The organism is Orlajensenia leifsoniae (genome assembly GCF_004570845.1).
Classification (GTDB): domain Bacteria; phylum Actinomycetota; class Actinomycetes; order Actinomycetales; family Microbacteriaceae; genus Orlajensenia; species Orlajensenia leifsoniae.
The window spans coordinates 504,173-521,406 of record NZ_SPQZ01000002.1 but is presented as its reverse complement, the minus strand read 5'-3'; the positions used below and the strand labels follow the sequence as shown (position 1 = coordinate 521,406).

The following is a 17,234-nucleotide window of genomic DNA, read 5'->3' as shown; positions in this document are numbered from 1 at the left end:
CTGGCGTCTCGTCCCTTCGGTCGGCGCGACGGCACTCACGTTACGAAGGAGTAACCGTGTCGCTTCGGTCTGCGCGATCTGTGCGTTCTGTCGTCGGAGGGGCCGCCGGCCTCGCCCTCATCCTCTCCGGTCTCGTCGCCGCAGGGCCCGCCAGTGCCGCTGAGCCCGATCTCGCCCGATTCGGCACGATCACGGCATCCGCTGCCCAGAACGACGCAGACGGGAACTTCCCGGCCGAGAACGCCATCGACGGCGACGCGACGACCCGCTGGGCCAGCGGCAACGGCCCGGACGACACGTCGGAGTTCACCGCATCGCTCACATCCGACCTGGGCGCCGTCGCCACGGTGACCGGCGTCTCGATCACCTGGGAGGCTGCCTACGCGGCGTCCTACGAGGTCCTCACGGCGACGTCCGCCCCTGAAGACGCCGCAAGCTGGAGCGTCGCGGCGACCCAGCCCGCCAGCGCCGGGGGAACCGAGGGCATCGTCTTCGACGCTCCGGTGCAGGCCCGCTACGTGCGCCTGGCCATGCTCGAGCGGGTGGCGTTCACCTGGGATCCCGCCGGCCCGCACTACTACGGCTACTCGGTCTTCACCTTCGCCGTCAACGGCACCCTCGCCGTGCCGACCGTCGGCTTCCTCTCCCCCACGGTGCGCATCGGGGCGGGAACCGACGCTGTCGCCACGATCGGACTCAGCAACCCGGCGACCACGGACCAGACCGTGCGGGTCGTGAGCACCGACGGCACGGCCGTCGCAGGGACCAACTACACGGCCGTCGACCAGGTCGTCACCTTCCCCGCCGGCGAGACGAGCGCCACGGTGACTGTACCCACCGTCTCGCGCGGCGCCCTCGCGCCCGTCGCAGCGTTCGAGCTCGCGCTCTCCGAGCCGAGCGCCGGCATCACTCTCGGCATCCGGTCGACGGCGACAGTGACCATCACCCCGACCGGGCAGCTCCCGAACGACGGCGCCGTCACGGTCATCCACGACTTCGAGGACGGCGTGCCGGCGGGCATCTTCACCTGGGCCAGCACGGATGCCGTCAAGCCCGTGCTGGCGACGGCTCCGGATGCCGCAGTGCCGGGCTCCGCAGCCGACAACGACGTGCTCACCGCCACGGTGGGAGCCGAGCCGACCGCGTCCGACTGGTTCGGTTTCTCCAACGACACCGGCGCAACAGACTGGTCGGCATCCGACGGTTTCAGCTTCCGGTTCCGCGGAACCGGCGACGGTGGCACCCTCTCCTACGAGCTGAAGAGCGGCGGCAAGCTCTTCGACCGGAGCGTCGTCGACGACACCGCCGGGTGGCGCGAGATCAGCGTGCTGTTCTCCGAGCTCCGGGTGAAGGGCAGCCCCGACGACCCGGCACGGTTCGATCCGTCGGCATCGACGGGCTTCGCCGTCACCCTCACCGGACTCGGAGCCGGCGAATGGGCCTTCGACGACTTCGCCGTGTTCGAGCGGGTCTTCACCCTCGAGGACTTCCAGGGCGAGGTACCCATCAGCACCTCGGCCAATCCCGTCGGCTTCTTCACCTGGGGCTCCGAAGAGGGTCTCACGACCCTCGGCGTCGAGGCCCGGGAACGCGGCGACGTGCCCGACAACAGGGTGCTCGCCGGCGACTACCTCATCCCGTCAGGAGGCTACGGCGGCTTCAGCGACAACCTCGCGGCGTCTCAGGACTGGAGCTCCTTCGAGGGCATCAGGTTCTGGTGGTACGCCTCCCAGCCCAGCAACCCCGCCTCCCCCACAGCCGGTGACGACATCAAGGTGGAGCTCAAGGACGGCGGACCCGACGGCGAGCACTCGGAGCTGTGGGCGACGACGTTCAAGGACAACTGGGGCAGCTCGACCAGTCGCTGGAAGCTCGTCGAGCTGCCGTTCTCCAGCTTCTCGATCGGTGGCTACCAGCCCGGAAGCGCCGAGACGCAGAACGGCACGCTCGACCTGACGAGCGCCTGGGGCTTCGCTCCCACCTTCACGCCGGGCAAGCCCACGAGCACCCCGTGGGCCATCGACGACGTGCAGCTCTACGGCACCCCTGTCGCCGCGGCGACGGTCGGCGTCTCGGCCACCCAGGACGTCTACCTCGTCGACGCCGGCGACGCGGCCGAGGTCGGCATCACGGTGACCACGACCTCGGGCGAGCCCCTGGCTGCTCCGGTGACCGTGCAGTACTCCAGCGGAGACGGCTCGGCCGAGGCCGACACCGACTACGTGCCGTTCACCGGCGAACTCACCTTCCCCACCGGAAGCGAGTCCGGAGCCGTCCAGAGCATCTCCGTTCAGACCGTTGCCACCGACGGGGCCGACGAGGCCCGCAGCATCCCGATCACCCTCGAATCGAACGACGCCAGCCTGCCGGATGCCGCCCCTCGCGTCGTCATCAACGCCCACGGCCTCCCCTACCTCGACGAGACGCTGCCCGTCGACGAGCGGGTCGCCGACCTGATCGGACGCATGAGCCAGGCCGAGAAGGTCGGGCAGATGGCGCAGGCCGAGCGCCTGGGCCTCAGCTCGCCTCAGCAGATCGCCGACCTCGGCCTGGGGTCGGTGCTGTCGGGCGGCGGCTCGACTCCCCAGGCGAACACACCCGAGGCGTGGGCCGACATGATCGACGGCTACCAGCGCCAGGCGCTCTCGACGCCGTTGCAGATCCCGCTGGTCTACGGAGCCGATGCCGTGCACGGCCACAGCAACGTGCTCGACGCCACGATCTTCCCCCACAACACCGGGCTGGGCGCCACTCGCGATCCTGAGCTCGTGCAGCAGATCGCCGAGGCCACGGCGAGCGAGACCAAGACCACCGGCGTCAACTGGGCCTTCGCCCCGTGCCTCTGCGTCACGCGCGACGAGCGGTGGGGACGCAGCTACGAGTCCTTCAGCGAGGATCCCGCGCTCGTGCGCTCCTTCGCCGAGGCCAACGTCGTGGGGCTTCAGGGTGACGATCCGAGCGACCTCAGCGGCCCCGACAAGGTGCTGGCCACGGCCAAGCACTGGGCGGGAGACGGTGGCACGCTCTATGACGCCTCGAAGGCCGGCACGGGATATCCGATCGACCAGGGCCTCACCGTCGCGGATTCCCTCGAGGACTTCGAGACACTGCACGTCGATCCCTACATCCCGGCCATCGACGCGGGAGTCGGCACCATCATGCCGTCGTACTCCGGCGTCGATCTCGGAGACGGAGACGTCCGCATGCACGAGAACACCCTGTTGAACACCGATGTCCTGAAGGGCGACCTCGGCTTCGACGGCTTCCTCATCAGCGACTGGGAGGGAATCGACAAGCTCCCGGGCGGCACCTACGCCGACAAGGTCGCTCGCTCGGTGAACTCCGGACTCGACATGGCCATGGCGCCGTACAACTTCGGCGCCTTCATCACGAGCGTGACCGACGCCGTCACCGCGGGCACCATCGCGCAGAGCCGGGTCGACGACGCCGTCACGCGCATCCTCGAGCAGAAGTTCGCGCTCGGCCTGTTCGAGGACGCGATCACCGATCGCAGTGAGCAGGACGCCTTCGGCGGGGCCGAGCACCGCGCCATCGCCCGCACGGCCGTCGCCCAGAGCCAGGTGCTGCTGAAGAACGACGGAGTCCTCCCGCTGGCGGCATCCGACTCGCTCTACGTCGCCGGATCCAATGCCGACGACCTCGGCCACCAGATGGGCGGCTGGACGATCTCGTGGCAGGGCGGCTCCGGCGACATCACCACCGGAACCAGCATTCTCGAGGGCATCCGAGAGGTCGACGCCGACGCCACCTTCAGCAAGGACGCCTCGGCTCCGATGGACGGCGCCGACACCGGCGTCGTCGTCGTCGGTGAGGCCCCGTACGCCGAAGGACAGGGCGACGTGGGCAACAACGGCAAGAGCCTCTCGCTCTCCGCGGCGGACACCACGGCGATCGACAGGGTCTGCGCCGCCATGGACTGCGTGGTCCTCGTCGTTGCGGGACGCACGCAGTTGGTCGCCGACCAGCTGCCCGAGATCGACGGTCTCGTCGCATCGTTCCTGCCGGGATCCGAGGGCGCAGGCGTGGCCGACGTGCTGTTCGGCGCCGAGCCGTTCACCGGCCGCCTTCCCGTGACCTGGCCCGCGACAGCAGAGCAGGTTCCGATCAATGTGGGCGACGCGAGCTACGAGCCGCTGTTCGCCTACGGCTGGGGGGTGCGCACCGACGCTCCCCGCGACAGGGTGACCGAGCTCGCGGGCTCACTCGAGGCCGGTGCCGTCAAGACGGCGGTCGACGGCATCGTCGCTGCTCCGATCTGGACGGCGGACGGCACCGTGAGCGACGCCCAGGCCGCGATCGATCTGGTGGCGGATGCCGTGGCGCTGGTGCCCGGAACCGACGCGAGTGCGCTCGCCACCGCCGACACGCTCGCCTCCGTGGTGCGCGACCTCGCACAGGCGGCGGTCGTCGACGGCAGCGCGGTGGACGGCTCCTCCGCCCTCACAGCGGATGCAGAGCACGCGCTCATCACCGGCGACCCCGTGCGAGCGGTGGAACTGCTCGCCGCGGTGCTCGGCCTCGTGCCGACGCCGCCGCAGGTCGTGCTCGACGACTTCGACCGTGCAGACGGCAGGGTTGGAGCGAACTGGAGTGGAGCCACGAGCACCCTGCTCTACCGGGTGAAGAACCACGCCCTCGACCTGCAGCTCGGTGGACCGCTGATCTGGAAGGAGGCGTTCGGGACCAGCCAGGAGGCATCCGTCACCCTCACGAAGGTCGACCCGACCAGCCGCGCCCAGGGACTCGTGCTCAAAGCGCAACCCGGCAGGACGCTCACGACCGGGGTCATCGTCACGTACGACGCTAGGGCCAAGGTCGTGAGGGTGGCCACCCAGCGCGGCTTCCTGGTCGGAACCAGCTACCCCGCCATCCCGGCGGCCTACTCCGATGGCGCCGTGCTCACGGCGCGGGTGCTCGCCGACGGCTCGGTCGCGGTGCTGCGAGATGGCGACGTCCTCGGCACAACGAGGCTGGGCCCAGCCGATCGCGCCTACTTCACCGCCAAGGGCGGCCACGTCGGCATCTGGTCGCTCGCGGCCACCCGCGCCGTGTTCGACGACTTCAGCGGCGGCACGATCGGCTGACGCGGCATCGTGCGGTCGGCCCCCACCCGGGCGCCGATCGCGCGGTCGACCGCGCCGGTTCGCGACACCGGCCGTCTCATTCCTGAGAATCTGCCGAATGTACGCCACAATCGGGATCAACAGATTTCCCTGAAGGAGTGTCATGTCCGATATCACCGCATTGGGTTTCCAGATCGATCCCAAGAGCCTCAGCAAGTCCGAAGTCAACGGCATCAGGGTCGCTCTCGGCATCAGCGCCGTCGTCGCCCTCGTGCTGGGAATCCTCGTCCTGGTCTGGCCCGACAAGACGGCCGGCCTGCTGGCGATCCTCTTCGGCCTGTATTTCCTCATCATCGGAATCGTGCGCCTGGCGAAGGGCATCTTCTCGCGGGGCATCTCAGGAGGCTCGCGGGTCCTCAGCATCCTCCTCGGCCTGCTGCTCGTGATCGCCGGCATCTTCGCGCTGCGCAACCTCGAGTCGACCGTGGCGCTGCTCGGAATCATCATCGGTATCGCCTGGATCATCGAGGGCGTGGCAGCCCTGGTCGAGTCGGCGTCCGACGGCTCGCGGTGGCCGGGCATCGTCTTCGGCGTCATCAGCATCATCGCCGGTGTCGTGGTGCTGTTCCTGCCGACGGCAACCGTCGGCGTGCTCCTGATCATCGGCGGAATCTTCCTCGTGATCGCCGGACTCGTCCAGCTCGTGCAGGCCTTCACCTTCGGGCGGAACGCCTCCGCCGCCTAGGCCTCCCATGGAGAAGGCCCCCGTCCGTCGGACGGGGGCCTTCTCCATGTCCGCACGCATCGCGGGTCGAGCGGATGCTGCCGCTCAGGCCTCCGGTGCGAAGTCGCTCGTGTCACCGACGTAACGCGTGTTGTCGGCCGGGATCGGCTCGACGGCGGCGGCCGCGACCTCTGCGGCGAACTCGCCCACGTTGTAGAGCTTGCCGGCCGACTCCTTGCGGGACGAGATCGCGCCGGGGTTGGCCCGCTCGAGCAGTGTCGCCGTGATGGTGCCCTCGATCATGTCGCCGGACACGACGACGAAGTCGATCCCGGCTGCCGTGAGCTCGGGAATGCGCGCGCGGAGCGCATCCTCGCCTGCGCGCTTGCTGAGCGCCACCGGCACGTACTCCGGCATCGTCTCGGTCGTGCGGATGAAGTGCGCCTGGTGGCTCGTGACGAAGACCACGCGGCTGCCGGCTCCGAGGTGCGGGAGGGCGGAGTCGAGGACACCGACCTGGGCGTCGCGGTTGAGGGTCATGGCGTAGTCGGCGGCCATGCCGGACTCCATGCCTCCCGATGCGTTGAGCACGAGGATGTCGATGGCACCAAACTCGGCCGCGACCTGGTCCATGAGACCGTCGACGGATGCTCGATCGGTGAGGTCCGCTCCGACGGTGATGGCGCGGCCACCCGCCGCACGGATCTCGTCGGCGAGCTTGACCGCCCGGGCCTCCTTGTTGCGGAAGTTGATGACGACGTTCGCGCCGGCGGCGGCGAAGAGGCGGACGGTGTCTGCGCCGATGCCGCGTGACGAGCCCGTCACGACAGCGGTCCTGCCGGCGAGCGATCCGGGGGCGATGGGGTTGGTCACTGGTGACTCCTTGCGGTCGAGGCGGTACGGCGGATGCCGCGATACAGCGACAACATCCCCGGATGAGACTACCAATCAACGGCATTCGCCCAGCCCCAGCTGATAGCGTCGAATGGACGACGCACAGGGGGCGCATATGGACGACGGAGTCTTCGCATACGCATGGATCGTGTGGCTGGCGCTCATCCTCATCTTCGGAACGATCGAGACGTTGACGCTCGAACTCACCTTCCTGATGATCGCGCTCGGGAGCCTCGGCGGCCTCGCAGCCAGCCTCATCGGCGTGCCGTGGTGGGGCCAGATCATCGTCGCCGCCATAGTCTCCGTCGCCCTTCTCGCCTTCATCAGGCCCCCGCTCCTGCGCGCGCTGAAGAAGGGCGGCGATCCTGCTCGCAGCAACGTCGACGCCCTCATCGGCATGGGCGCCACCATCGTGGCCTCCATCGGAGTGGGCGCCGGCCCCGGGCAGGCCAAACTCGCCAACGGCGAGACCTGGACCATCCGTCTCTCCCCTGTGACCGAGCAGCGCATCGTCGCTGCCGGCGAGCAGGTCATCGTCACCGCGATCGACGGCGCCACCGCCGTCGTCGTCCCCGTTGAAAGGACGCACGAATGACAGACACCCTGACAGGCCAGATCGTGTTGGCCGTCATCATCCTCGTCATCATCGTCTTCGTGCTGGTGGTGATCTTCCGCTCCATCCGGATCATCCCGCAGGCCTATGCCGGCGTGGTCGAGCGGCTGGGCCGCTACCACAAGACCTTCATGCCGGGGTTGAACCTTCTCGTTCCCTTCGTCGACAAGGTCCGCCGCCTCGTCGACCTGCGCGAGCAGGTCGTCTCGTTCCCGCCGCAGCCCGTCATCACCGAGGACAACCTCGTCGTCTCGATCGACACCGTCGTCTACTTCCAGGTGACGGATGCCCGCGCCGCGACGTATGAGATCGCGAACTACCTGGGCGCCGTCGAGCAGCTCACCACGACCACCCTGCGCAACGTGGTCGGTGGGCTCAACCTCGAAGAGGCACTCACCAGCCGCGACAACATCAACGGCCAGTTGCGCATCGTGCTCGACGAGGCGACGGGCAAGTGGGGCATCCGCGTCAACCGCGTCGAGCTCAAGGCGATCGACCCGCCCCACTCCATCCAGGACTCGATGGAGAAGCAGATGCGTGCCGAGCGGGACCGCCGTGCACTCATCCTGACCGCCGAGGGTACGAAGCAGTCCGCGATCCTCACGGCGGAGGGTGCTCGCCAGGCCGAGATCCTGCGGGCCGAGGGTGATGCCAAGGCCGCTGTGCTCCGAGCCCAGGGTGAGGCCGAGGCCATCCGGACGGTTTTCACGGCCATCCACGAGGGTGACCCCGATCCGAAGCTGCTGGCCTACCAGTACCTCCAGACCCTGCCGCAGATCGCGCAGGGAGAGGCGAGCAAGCTCTGGATCATCCCGAGCGAGTTCACCGAGGCCCTCAAGGGCTTCAGCTCCGCGTTCATCCCAGGACAGGGCGGGGCCACTCCCCCGGCCGATCCGCCGGTCGCCTCCTGATCCTCCGGGGCCCTCTCGTGCAGCCTCCGGGTTCCTACCTCGACACGGCGTGGCCGCGCGTCTTCGCGCATCGTGGCCTCGCCGTGTCGGCCCCGGAGAACACCCTCCTCGCCTTCCAGCGCGCCTTCGAGGTCGGGGCCACTCACCTCGAGACCGATGTGCACACGAGTCGCGACGGAGTCGCGATCATCAGCCACGATCCCGATCTCGCACGCCTCGTCGGGCGCCGGCAACGCATCGGCGATCTGTCGGCCGAGGAGCTGCTCGAGATCGATCTCGGTCACGGCCAGTCGTTCTGCACCCTCGAGGATGCCCTCACGACGTTCCCGACAGCTCGCTTCAACATCGATGTGAAGGATGCCGGCTCCATCGCAAGCGTCGCGTCGACCGTGCGTGCGACCGAGGCGCTCGAGCGCGTGCTGATCACCTCGTTCTCCGAACGGCGCCGGGCCGCCGCCGTGGCACTCCTGCCCGGAGTCGTGTCGTCGGCCTCCGCATCGATCGTCGTCCGTGCGGTGCTCGGTGCCCGCACCGGCCTGCGCAGCAACGCGGTCAAGAGCCTGAGCGGCCTGGTGGCGCTCCAGATCCCCGAGAGGAGTGCCGGCATCCAGCTGGTCACTCCTCGGGTCATCGACGCCGTGCACGCCGCGGGTCTCGAGGTGCACGTCTGGACCGTCAACGACCCGATGGCCATGCGCAGGCTCTTCGAACTCGGCATCGACGGCATCGTCACCGACCGGGCCGACGTCGCGGCTCACGTGCTCCGACGCGACGGCGAATCTCCAGCCTGACCGCCAGCTGTGAATTCCTCGATCGGGCCTGTTGTCTGGGAGAGCGCTGTGCGAACAGGAGGTCACGGCAAGGGAACGCCCAGCTTGGCCCGCTATAACTGATCAGGCAGTGAGAGGAGATCACCATGGCTGATCGTAGTTTGCGTGGAATGCGCTTGGGCGCACAGAGCCTTCAGAGCGAAGAGGGCGTCGCTTTCGCACAGCGCGTCAATCACACGTACCGGTGCGAGCACTGCGGTCACGAGTCCGTGATGACGTTCTCGGCTGATGCCGAGGCCCCGCAGAGCTGGGAATGTAAGCAGTGCGGCCTCGAGGCCATCCTCATCGTCGACTCGAAGCCGGTCGTCATCGACCGCTCCGACGAGAAGGTCGCCCGCACGCACTGGGACATGCTGCTCGAGCGTCGCACCATCCCCGAGCTCGAAGAGCTCCTCGAGGAACGACTGAACATCCTGCGCGCCCGTCGTGGCCAGCAGAAGATCGGCGCCTGAGCGTCGAAGCACCACCGAACGCGATCGTCTCTCACCGAGACGGTCGCGTTTCTGGTTCAACCGGCTCCCGTGACCGACCGGATCCCCGCCGAGGTCAGCGGGCGGCGGAGCGGCGGATGCGGCGGGCCCGCCCGGCGGCGATGCACGCCAGCACCAGCCCGGCGAGGCCCAGCCCGGAGACCAGCCACTCGAGTCCCCGGCCGATGACCATGGCCGGCGTGGTGGTGTCGCTGAGCGGCACCTCCTGCACCATGGCACCTGCGGTGAACGCCGGCAGGGAATCGATGGTCGATCCGTCCGGCGCGACGATGGCGCTCTCGCCCACCGTCGATATGTTGACGACGGTCCGGCCGGTCTCCACGGCCCGGATCCGGGCGATGGCGAGCTGCTGGGCGCTCTCGTCCGTCGGCTGTTCGGCGGTGCCGAAGTCTGCGTTGTTGGTCTGGGCGAGGATGATCTGCGCGCCCTGGCCCATCAGGTTCGAGATCAGCTGGTCATCGGCGATGTCGAAGCAGATGGAGATGCCCGCGATGACGCCGTCGATGTCGAAGACGCCATCGGTCTTCCCCATCTGGTAGTCGCGGCCGACCAGGTCGATGAGGTCTGGCGCGAAGGGGCGCCAGAACGTGCGGTCCGGCATGTACTCGGCGAAAGGCACCGGATGCCCCTTGTCGTAGTAGTCGACGATGCCCTGGCCCGGCTCCCAGAGGAACGAGGTGTTGTAGTAGAGGCCGTCGCGCTCGGTGACGGTTCCGGCGACCAGGGGGGCGTCGAGGGCCGTGGCGACCTCGTCGAGCATCTGTGCGGCCTGGGCTGAGCGGGTGGGGTCGACGTCCGACGCGTTCTCGGGCCAGACCACCATGTCGACGTCTTCGCCCTGCACCGGGAGCGTCGCGGCCACGTGGTCCATCAGGATCTCGCCTGCGGGGCGGTTGGCGAACAGGCCGGCATCGGCGTTGCCCTGCACCGCGGCGACCGTGGTGGTGCCCGACACGATGGTCGGCCACGCCGGCAGCACGACGAGCACGGCGATGGCGGCGACGATCGCGCCGACGCGCCTGAGGGCTGCGGCATCCGTCTCGAGGATCAGGAAGAACGCGAAGGCCGCGATCCACGCGATCACGAAACTGAGGCCGGCCATGCCGAGCCACGCGGCGAGGTCGGTGAACGGGCTCTCCGACTGCGAGAGCGCGAGACGACCCCAGGCGAAGCCACCGTACGGGGCGACCGCCGTGAAGCCCTCGCGGGCGGTCCAGAGACCGGCGACGACGATCGGGAGCATGCCGAGGCGGCCCAGCCGGGTCGGCCAGACGGCCGGTCCCCATCCGAGCACGACCGCGATCATCGCGCAGCCGATGGCGAAGAAGATGGCCTGCAGGATGCCGAGGGCCAACCACGGCACCGGGCCGAGGTAGCGCGTCAGCCAGATGATCTGCACGAGCCAGAATACGGAACCGCTGACCAGGCCGACCAGCAGGCCGGTCCCGAAGCTGCGGCCCCGGAGCGCCACGAGCAGGAGCAGCATGGCGACAGGGGCGAGGGGCCACCAGCCGCGGTCGGGGAACGCCGCGTCGAGGAGGTAGCCGGAGCCTGCGGCGAGGAGGATGGCTCCCCAGAACGGAACGAGCGGCGTCGCACGCTGAGTGGGGACGCCGAGATGCACCCGTTCAGCCTAAGCGAGCGAACGCGGCGTTTCGTTCAGGCGGACTCGGGCGCAGGGGAACCCCTCAGGCGACCGTCGAGTACGCCACGATCCCCCGGCGCACCCCGTCGATCGCGGCGCGGGCATTGCGGGCCACGGGGTTGTCGGCCACGACCGAGAGCTGATCGAGCAGGTCGATGGTCTGCTTGGTCCAGCGCACGAAGTCGCCGGCGGCCATGTCGGCCTCCTTGAGCACATCGGGCAGCCTGCCGCCCCTGGCCCACTTGTACATCGCCAGGCAGAGGCCGGTGGCGATCGGACTCGATCCCTGCAGCTTGCTGTCGCGCTCGAGGTCATCGAGATCGCTCCACAGCAGCTGCGTCGCCTCGAGCGCGGCCGGGAAGGCTCCTCGCGGCAGGTAGCGCTCCACGGTCTCGCTCTCCTCGCGACGCGGCTCGAAGACGAGGGCGCAGGCCATGGCGGCGAGGGCGGCCGGATCGAGCGAGTCCCAGAGGCCGCGCCGCAGGGCCTCGGCTGCGAGCAGGTCGCGGTCGCCGTAGATGCGACGCAGCATCCGGCCGGCCGATGTCGCCGCCAGGCGCCCGTGCTCATCGCGCTCGAGGTAGTCGAGGCGCAGCAGAACGTCGGTCACGCGGTCGAAGATGCGGGCGACGGCTCCTGTGCGCGCACGGATCTGCTGCTGCAGGGTGTCGTTCTCGCGCTTCAGGCGGTACCAGCGCTCGGCCCACCGGGAGTGGGCCTCACGCTCGGCGCAGGCGTGGCACGGATGCGACTTCAGACGGTTGCGCAGCTTCGTGAGCTCGCGCTGGCGCTTCTGACGAGCGGCCTGCGGCTGACTCTCGGCGCGTGCACCCTGCTTCTCGAGGTCGCTGAGCTGGTGGCGGATCGAGGCGTACTCGCGGAAGTCGCCGAGGTGACACGTCATCGCCTCCTCGTACCCGGTCAGGGACTCCTGCTGCTGGCGCACCGTGCGGGCGAGATCGACGACGGAGCGGTCGGCCTGGAACTGCGCGAACGAGGACTCGAGGATGTCGCGGGCGCGCTCACGGCCGAACTGCTCGATCAGGTTGACGGCCATGTTGTACGTCGGCCTGAAGCTCGAGTTGAGCGGGTAGCTGCGCCGCGAGGCCAGCGAGGCGACGGCCTGCGGGTCGAGGCCCTGCTGCCACTGGATGACCGAGTGGCCCTCGACGTCGATGCCGCGGCGGCCGGCACGGCCTGTGAGCTGGGTGTACTCCCCCGGCGTCACCGGAACCCTGGCCTCGCCGTTGAACTTCTCCAGCTTCTCCATCACGACGGTGCGGGCGGGCATGTTGATGCCCAGCGCCAACGTCTCGGTGGCGAAGACCACCTTCACGAGCTTCTTCTGGAACAGCTCCTCGACGACCTCCTTGAAGGCGGGCAGCATGCCGGCGTGGTGGGCTGCGACTCCCCGCTCGAGACCCTCGAGCCATTCCCAGTAGCCGAGCACGGCCAGGTCCTCGTCGACCATGGTGCGGCTGCGCTCCTCGGCGATGCGGCGGATCTCGCTGCGCTCCGCGGCATCCGTCAGCCTGATCCCGCTGCGCAGGACCTGGCGCACGGCCTGATCGCAGCCGACGCGGCTGAAGATGAAGAAGATCGCCGGAAGCAGGTGCTTTCCATCCAGCAGGGCGACCAGGTCTTCGCGGGGCATGCGGCCCTCGTGGGGCGGCGGACGGTGGTAGCCGCCGCGGTCGCGTCCGCGTCGGCCGGCGGTCGACCGATTCTGGATCGACCGGCCTCCGGATGCCGCCAGCTGCACGAGCTCCGGGTTCACCCGTGTCGTGGTGATGACGCCGGACGAGTCGAACAGGTCGACGAGCTTGGTGCGCACGAGGACGTGCTGCTCGAGGGGAACCGGTCGGTCCTCGGACACGATGACGGCGGTGTCGCCGCGCACGGCCTGCAGCCAGTCGCCGAACTCCTCGGCATTGGAGACCGTCGCACTCAGCGACACCATCCGCACGCTCTGCGGCAGGTGGATGATGACCTCCTCCCAGACGGCCCCGCGGAAGCGGTCGCCCAGGAAGTGCACCTCGTCCATCACGACGAACGCGAGGTCCGTGAGCAGGTCGGAGTCGGCGTAGAGCATGTTGCGCAGCACCTCCGTGGTCATGACCACGATGCGCGCGCTCGAGTTGATGTTGGTGTCGCCGGTGAGCAGGCCGACCTCCGAAGCGCCGTACTCGTCGACGAACTCGTTGAACTTCTGGTTCGAGAGCGCCTTCATGGGCGTCGTGTAGAACACCTTCGCCCGGCGCTGCTGCATCGCCAGGAAGACGGCGAACTCGGCGACGACGGTCTTTCCCGCGCCGGTGGGGGCCGCGACCAGAACGCTGCCGCCGTCCTCCAGGCTGGCGCAGCTGCCGCGCTGGAAGTCGTCGAGATCGAAGCTGAGCCCGGCGCGGAACGCTTCGAGCTGCGGATGCGTCGAGCTGGTCTTGAAGGCTGCGTACCGCTCGGCCGGGGAGGGTGTGCTCACTCCATCAGCCTAAGTCGTGCGTGGCGCTCAGAGCGCGAGCTCGGCCTCGAACGCCCGCGCGCGCCGTTCGGCGCGACGATCGTGCAGCCAGGCGATGCCCCACGCTGCGAAGTACAGCACGACCATCGGAATCGCGAGCAAGAACATCGACACGACGTCGGCGGCGGGAGTGGCGATGGCGGTGAAGAGCACGATCACCAGGATCGCCCAGCGCCAGGAGCCGATGATCGACGTCGCGCTGATCACCCCGGCGAAGTTCAGCAGCACGAGGAAGACCGGCAGGACGAAGGCGATGCCGACAGCCAGCACCAGCTTGAGCACGAACTGGAAGTAGTCCTTGGCGTTGATGAAGGCTGCGTCGTCGGGCGGGGCGAAGCTCGTCATGAGCTCGACGACGTGGGGCAACACGTACCAGCCGGCAGCGCATCCGGCGAGGAACAGGGGCACGGCACTGAAGAAGAAGCCGAAGGTGTACTGCTTCTCGGTGCGGCTGAGTGCCGGCATGAAGAAGGCGAAGATCTGGTACAGCCACATGGGGCTGGAGATCACGAGGCCGATGTAGAAGGCGATCTGCAGTTTCAGATCGAAGGCCGAGGTGATGTCGGGGTAGTTGATGACCGCGTTGCGGTGCTGCGCCTTCACGATCTGGATCACCGGAACGCGCAGGGCGTTCCAGACGAAGTCGGAGAGGAACCAGCCGATGACGGCGCCCACGGCGATGCCGCCGGCCGCCAGGAAGAGTCTCTTGCGCAGCTCCAGCAGGTGCTGGCCCAGTGACATCCGACCTTCGCTGTTGCTGCGCTTCGATGCGCGAGCGGCCACGCTAGTTCTTGGCGGCTGGACCGGTCGAGCCGGCACTGCCGGCGTCGGCGGGACGGACTGTCGTCGTCGTGGTGGTGCCGTCGGGGTTCGTGACGGTGGTGCTGCCGTCGGCGTTGATGACGGTGGTCGGCTCTTCAGGCTTCTTGTCCGACGCGACCTCGGTCTTGAGGATCTTCATCGACTGGCCGAGGCTGCGGGCCAGCGCCGGGAGCTTGGGAGCGCCGAAGAGCAGAAGGATGATCACGAGGATGATCAGGAAGTGCCATCCGGTGAGGTTCTGAAGCATGTCAGCTGGTCCAATTCTGCGTGGAATGTGTGAGTAGTCTACCCCGCGCGACTCGGGCATCCCGGCGGGCCTGACGGCGATGCGCCCGCTCAGCCCTGCGCACGCCCCAGGCGAAGGAGCGTTCGTCCCGGTCTCCGAACACCGCGTACTCCCGCGCGGCGACCTGCGCGGTCGCATCGTCGAGCTGGCCGAGCACCCGCTCGAGCTCGGACGCCGTCCGGGTGAGCTCCCCGTAGGCGTCGAGGGCCGAGCGCCCCTTGCGCCAGGCGCGACGGCCGAGGATCACGACGACCAGCACGAGCGCCACGAGGAGCACACCCCAGATGAGGAACCACGACCAGCCCGGCATCCGTCGCCCTAGCCCTCGACGCCGTCGGCGGCGTACTGCTCGGCCCCGGCGGCAGCCCACTCTGCGATGACCCGGCGTGCCTCGGGCGGGGAGACGACGGTGATGATGCCCGCGTACCCGGCCACGATGCGCTTGAGGCCGTGGTGGTGGGCGACGCGGAGCGTCGTTCGCACGAGGCCGGGCGCAGAACCCTGCTCCTGGCCCTCCGGACGGAAGTCGGCGAGCAGCGGCAGGGCGTCGACGGGAACCTCGATGACGACCTCGAGGTCGTCGGGCGAGCCCTGGAAGATGTCGTCGGACAGGGAGAAGTCATCGATCGTGCGGGTCGCCGGTTCCGAGAGCACCTCGACGGCGTCCATGCGGTCGAGCCTGAACGTGCGCAGGGCCTCGCGGGCGTGGTCCCAGGCGCGCAGGTACCAGTCGCGGTCGATCGACTCGAGACGCAGAGGATCGACGACGCGCCGCTCGGCGTCTCCCCGCGAGGTGCGGTAGTCGAATGCCACCCTGGTGCCGGCCGACGCCGCGGAACGCAGCAGCGCGCGAGTGGCATCCGGAACCCCGGTCTCGACGCCCATCTCGGCCGGAGTCGCCGACGACCCACGGGCCAGCTTGGCCAGAAGCACGCTGATCGCGTCGCTGTCGGCGTTCTCGGGCAGGGCGGAGAGGTACTTCAGGCCGGCGATGAGGGCGGCGGCCTCGCGTGCCGAGAAGCGGGGAGCCTCGTCGATGACGATGTTGCGCGTGAGGATGACGGTGCCCTCCTCGAGGGCGTCGTAGTCGATCTCGAACAGGTCGTTGTCGAGGTAGGCCTTGGATTCGCCCGGGATGCCCGTCATCGGCAGCAGGGCGATGGTGCGCCGAACCAGCTCGGGCGTGACGTCGAAGTGCTCGGCGACCTCGTCGACGGAGACGGCGCCGCGGTCGAGCAGGTAGGGGACGACCGACAGCATGAACAGGGTGCGGTCGGCTCCGAGGAGGGTGCGTCGGCGTTCAGCCACGATCGGCTCCTTCCTGGCGCGTAGCAGCCGAGGCATGCTGGGCGGCGACCTGCAGCAGGCGCCGATGCACGGCGGCTCGGAGCGCCGGCGGCTCGTGCACGAGCACTTCGGGGCCGTACCCGGCGAGTTCGTCGGCCAGGATGTCGAGGTCGGTGAAGTGCAGCACGACGCGGGCGCCGTCGTTCTCGACGGATGCGGCCCGGCGGCCGAGACGCATCGCTGCATCGGTCTCGGGCCTGGTCTCGATCACGGCCCGATTGCGCAGCGACACGGCGGCGAGTTCGGCCTGGGACCGCTCGACGGCTCCGGTGGTGTCGATCTCGGGGGCCGCGACGTCGGGACGCTGCACCACCGTCGCGACGATCCGGGACAGCAGGAAGGTGCGGGTGGCGCCTGCATCGATGTCCTGCGCGTAGAGGTGCCAGCGCCCCTCGTGCTGCACCAGGGCGAGCGGGAGCACGGTCCGGCGACGCGGAGTCGACTCCCCCGGCTTCAGGTAGGGGAATGACACGACGATCTTCGCGGTCTGCGCTGCCTGAAGCGGCGCGAACGCAGCCTCCCGCACCCTGATGCGCGGCGCGTAGCCGACCAGAGGCTCACTCGCCTCGATGCCGCGGGAGCTCAGCTTGAGCAGGGCGCGTCGGGAGTCGTCGGACAGCGACCCCTCGCGCCAGACGGCGGCGGCCAGAGCGAGCAGGCCGATCTCCTGCGGGGAGAACTCGATGTCGCTGGGGAGGTCGTAGAGGCGCTTCGGGATGAGGTAGCGCAGAGCCGTGTTGTCGCCAGGCCGATCGGGCGAGTCGATGGTCTCCAGGGGGATGCCGAGCTCGCGCACGGCGTCCTTGTCGCGCTCGAACTTGCGCTCCAGAGCGCTGTTGTCTCCCCCGGCCCTGTAGTCCCGGCTGTAGCCCTGCACCGTCGAGAGGATGTCGGCCTTCGTCAGGCCGTTCTCGCTCGCCATGAGGGCGAGGGTGAGGCTGAAGAGCCGCTCTTCGACGGAGGTGGGAGGACTGGCAGGCACGTCTGCGATCTTACTGTTCCGCGTGTGCCGGCGAAGCGAGACGGGGCCGGATGCTGCTGCATCCGACCCCGTCTCTCCTTGCGT

Annotated in this window: 14 protein-coding genes; 6 read left to right on the top strand and 8 right to left on the bottom strand. The window is 68.8% G+C overall.

What is annotated here, in order from left to right; translation table 11 throughout:
- Positions 1-56: 56 nt before the first annotated feature.
- Together E4M00_RS06510 and E4M00_RS06505 are read left to right on the top strand one after the other, a co-directional pair.
- A complete protein-coding gene (locus E4M00_RS06510) occupies positions 57-5,105 on the top strand; it encodes a glycoside hydrolase family 3 N-terminal domain-containing protein (RefSeq protein WP_135119618.1) in 5,049 nt (1,682 codons plus the stop codon).
- 142 nt (positions 5,106-5,247) lie between these two features.
- Entirely contained in the window at positions 5,248-5,829 is a 582-nt protein-coding gene (locus tag E4M00_RS06505; protein WP_135119617.1) for an HdeD family acid-resistance protein, read from the top strand.
- An 84-nt stretch (positions 5,830-5,913) separates the two neighbouring features.
- Here the strand turns inward: E4M00_RS06505 and E4M00_RS06500 are convergent, their stop codons facing one another.
- Entirely contained in the window at positions 5,914-6,681 is a 768-nt protein-coding gene (locus tag E4M00_RS06500) for an SDR family oxidoreductase (protein WP_135119616.1), read from the bottom strand.
- Between the two features lie 136 nt (positions 6,682-6,817).
- Between E4M00_RS06500 and E4M00_RS06495 the strand changes: the two genes are divergently transcribed.
- The 4 genes from E4M00_RS06495 to E4M00_RS06480 all read left to right on the top strand — a co-directional run bounded on the left by E4M00_RS06495 (position 6,818) and on the right by E4M00_RS06480 (position 9,508).
- Entirely contained in the window at positions 6,818-7,297 is a 480-nt protein-coding gene (locus E4M00_RS06495) for an NfeD family protein (protein ID WP_135119966.1), read from the top strand.
- Positions 7,294-8,226: an SPFH domain-containing protein gene (locus tag E4M00_RS06490; RefSeq protein ID WP_135119615.1), complete on the top strand. Its 933-nt coding sequence runs from the start codon at positions 7,294-7,296 to the stop codon at positions 8,224-8,226. Before E4M00_RS06495 ends, E4M00_RS06490 begins: the two co-directional genes overlap by 4 nt.
- A 17-nt stretch (positions 8,227-8,243) precedes the next feature.
- Positions 8,244-9,017, top strand: coding sequence for a glycerophosphodiester phosphodiesterase family protein (locus E4M00_RS06485; RefSeq protein ID WP_135119614.1), 774 nt, complete (start codon positions 8,244-8,246; stop codon positions 9,015-9,017).
- Positions 9,018-9,142: 125 nt separating this feature from the next.
- A complete protein-coding gene (locus E4M00_RS06480; RefSeq protein WP_055818572.1) occupies positions 9,143-9,508 on the top strand; it encodes an RNA polymerase-binding protein RbpA in 366 nt (121 codons plus the stop codon).
- 94 nt (positions 9,509-9,602) lie between these two features.
- Here the strand turns inward: E4M00_RS06480 and lnt are convergent, their stop codons facing one another.
- From lnt to E4M00_RS06445, 7 genes are all read right to left on the bottom strand, one after another.
- Entirely contained in the window at positions 9,603-11,171 is a 1,569-nt protein-coding gene (gene lnt, locus E4M00_RS06475) for an apolipoprotein N-acyltransferase (RefSeq protein ID WP_135119613.1), read from the bottom strand.
- A gap of 64 nt (positions 11,172-11,235) precedes the next feature.
- The gene (locus tag E4M00_RS06470; RefSeq protein ID WP_135119612.1) at positions 11,236-13,674 is read right to left on the bottom strand and encodes a DEAD/DEAH box helicase; all 2,439 of its coding nucleotides are present in this window, start codon (positions 13,672-13,674) and stop codon (positions 11,236-11,238) included.
- A gap of 27 nt (positions 13,675-13,701) precedes the next feature.
- Positions 13,702-14,454, bottom strand: a complete 753-nt coding sequence (tatC, locus tag E4M00_RS06465) for a twin-arginine translocase subunit TatC (RefSeq protein WP_135119611.1) — start codon at positions 14,452-14,454, stop codon at positions 13,702-13,704.
- A gap of 43 nt (positions 14,455-14,497) precedes the next feature.
- On the bottom strand, positions 14,498-14,782 hold the full coding sequence (gene tatA, locus E4M00_RS06460) for a twin-arginine translocase TatA/TatE family subunit (RefSeq protein ID WP_135119610.1): 285 nt from the start codon (positions 14,780-14,782) through the stop codon (positions 14,498-14,500).
- A gap of 1 nt (position 14,783) precedes the next feature.
- Positions 14,784-15,131 (bottom strand): hypothetical protein, encoded by a 348-nt coding sequence (locus E4M00_RS06455; protein WP_135119609.1) that lies wholly within the window; start codon positions 15,129-15,131, stop codon positions 14,784-14,786.
- Between the two features lie 8 nt (positions 15,132-15,139).
- Positions 15,140-16,129: a helix-turn-helix transcriptional regulator gene (locus tag E4M00_RS06450; protein ID WP_135119608.1), complete on the bottom strand. Its 990-nt coding sequence runs from the start codon at positions 16,127-16,129 to the stop codon at positions 15,140-15,142.
- Complete coding sequence (locus E4M00_RS06445) at positions 16,122-17,150, bottom strand: helix-turn-helix transcriptional regulator (RefSeq protein WP_240036887.1); 1,029 nt, start codon at positions 17,148-17,150, stop codon at positions 16,122-16,124. The genes E4M00_RS06450 and E4M00_RS06445 overlap by 8 nt, the downstream gene beginning before the upstream one ends.
- Positions 17,151-17,234: the final 84 nt, after the last annotated feature.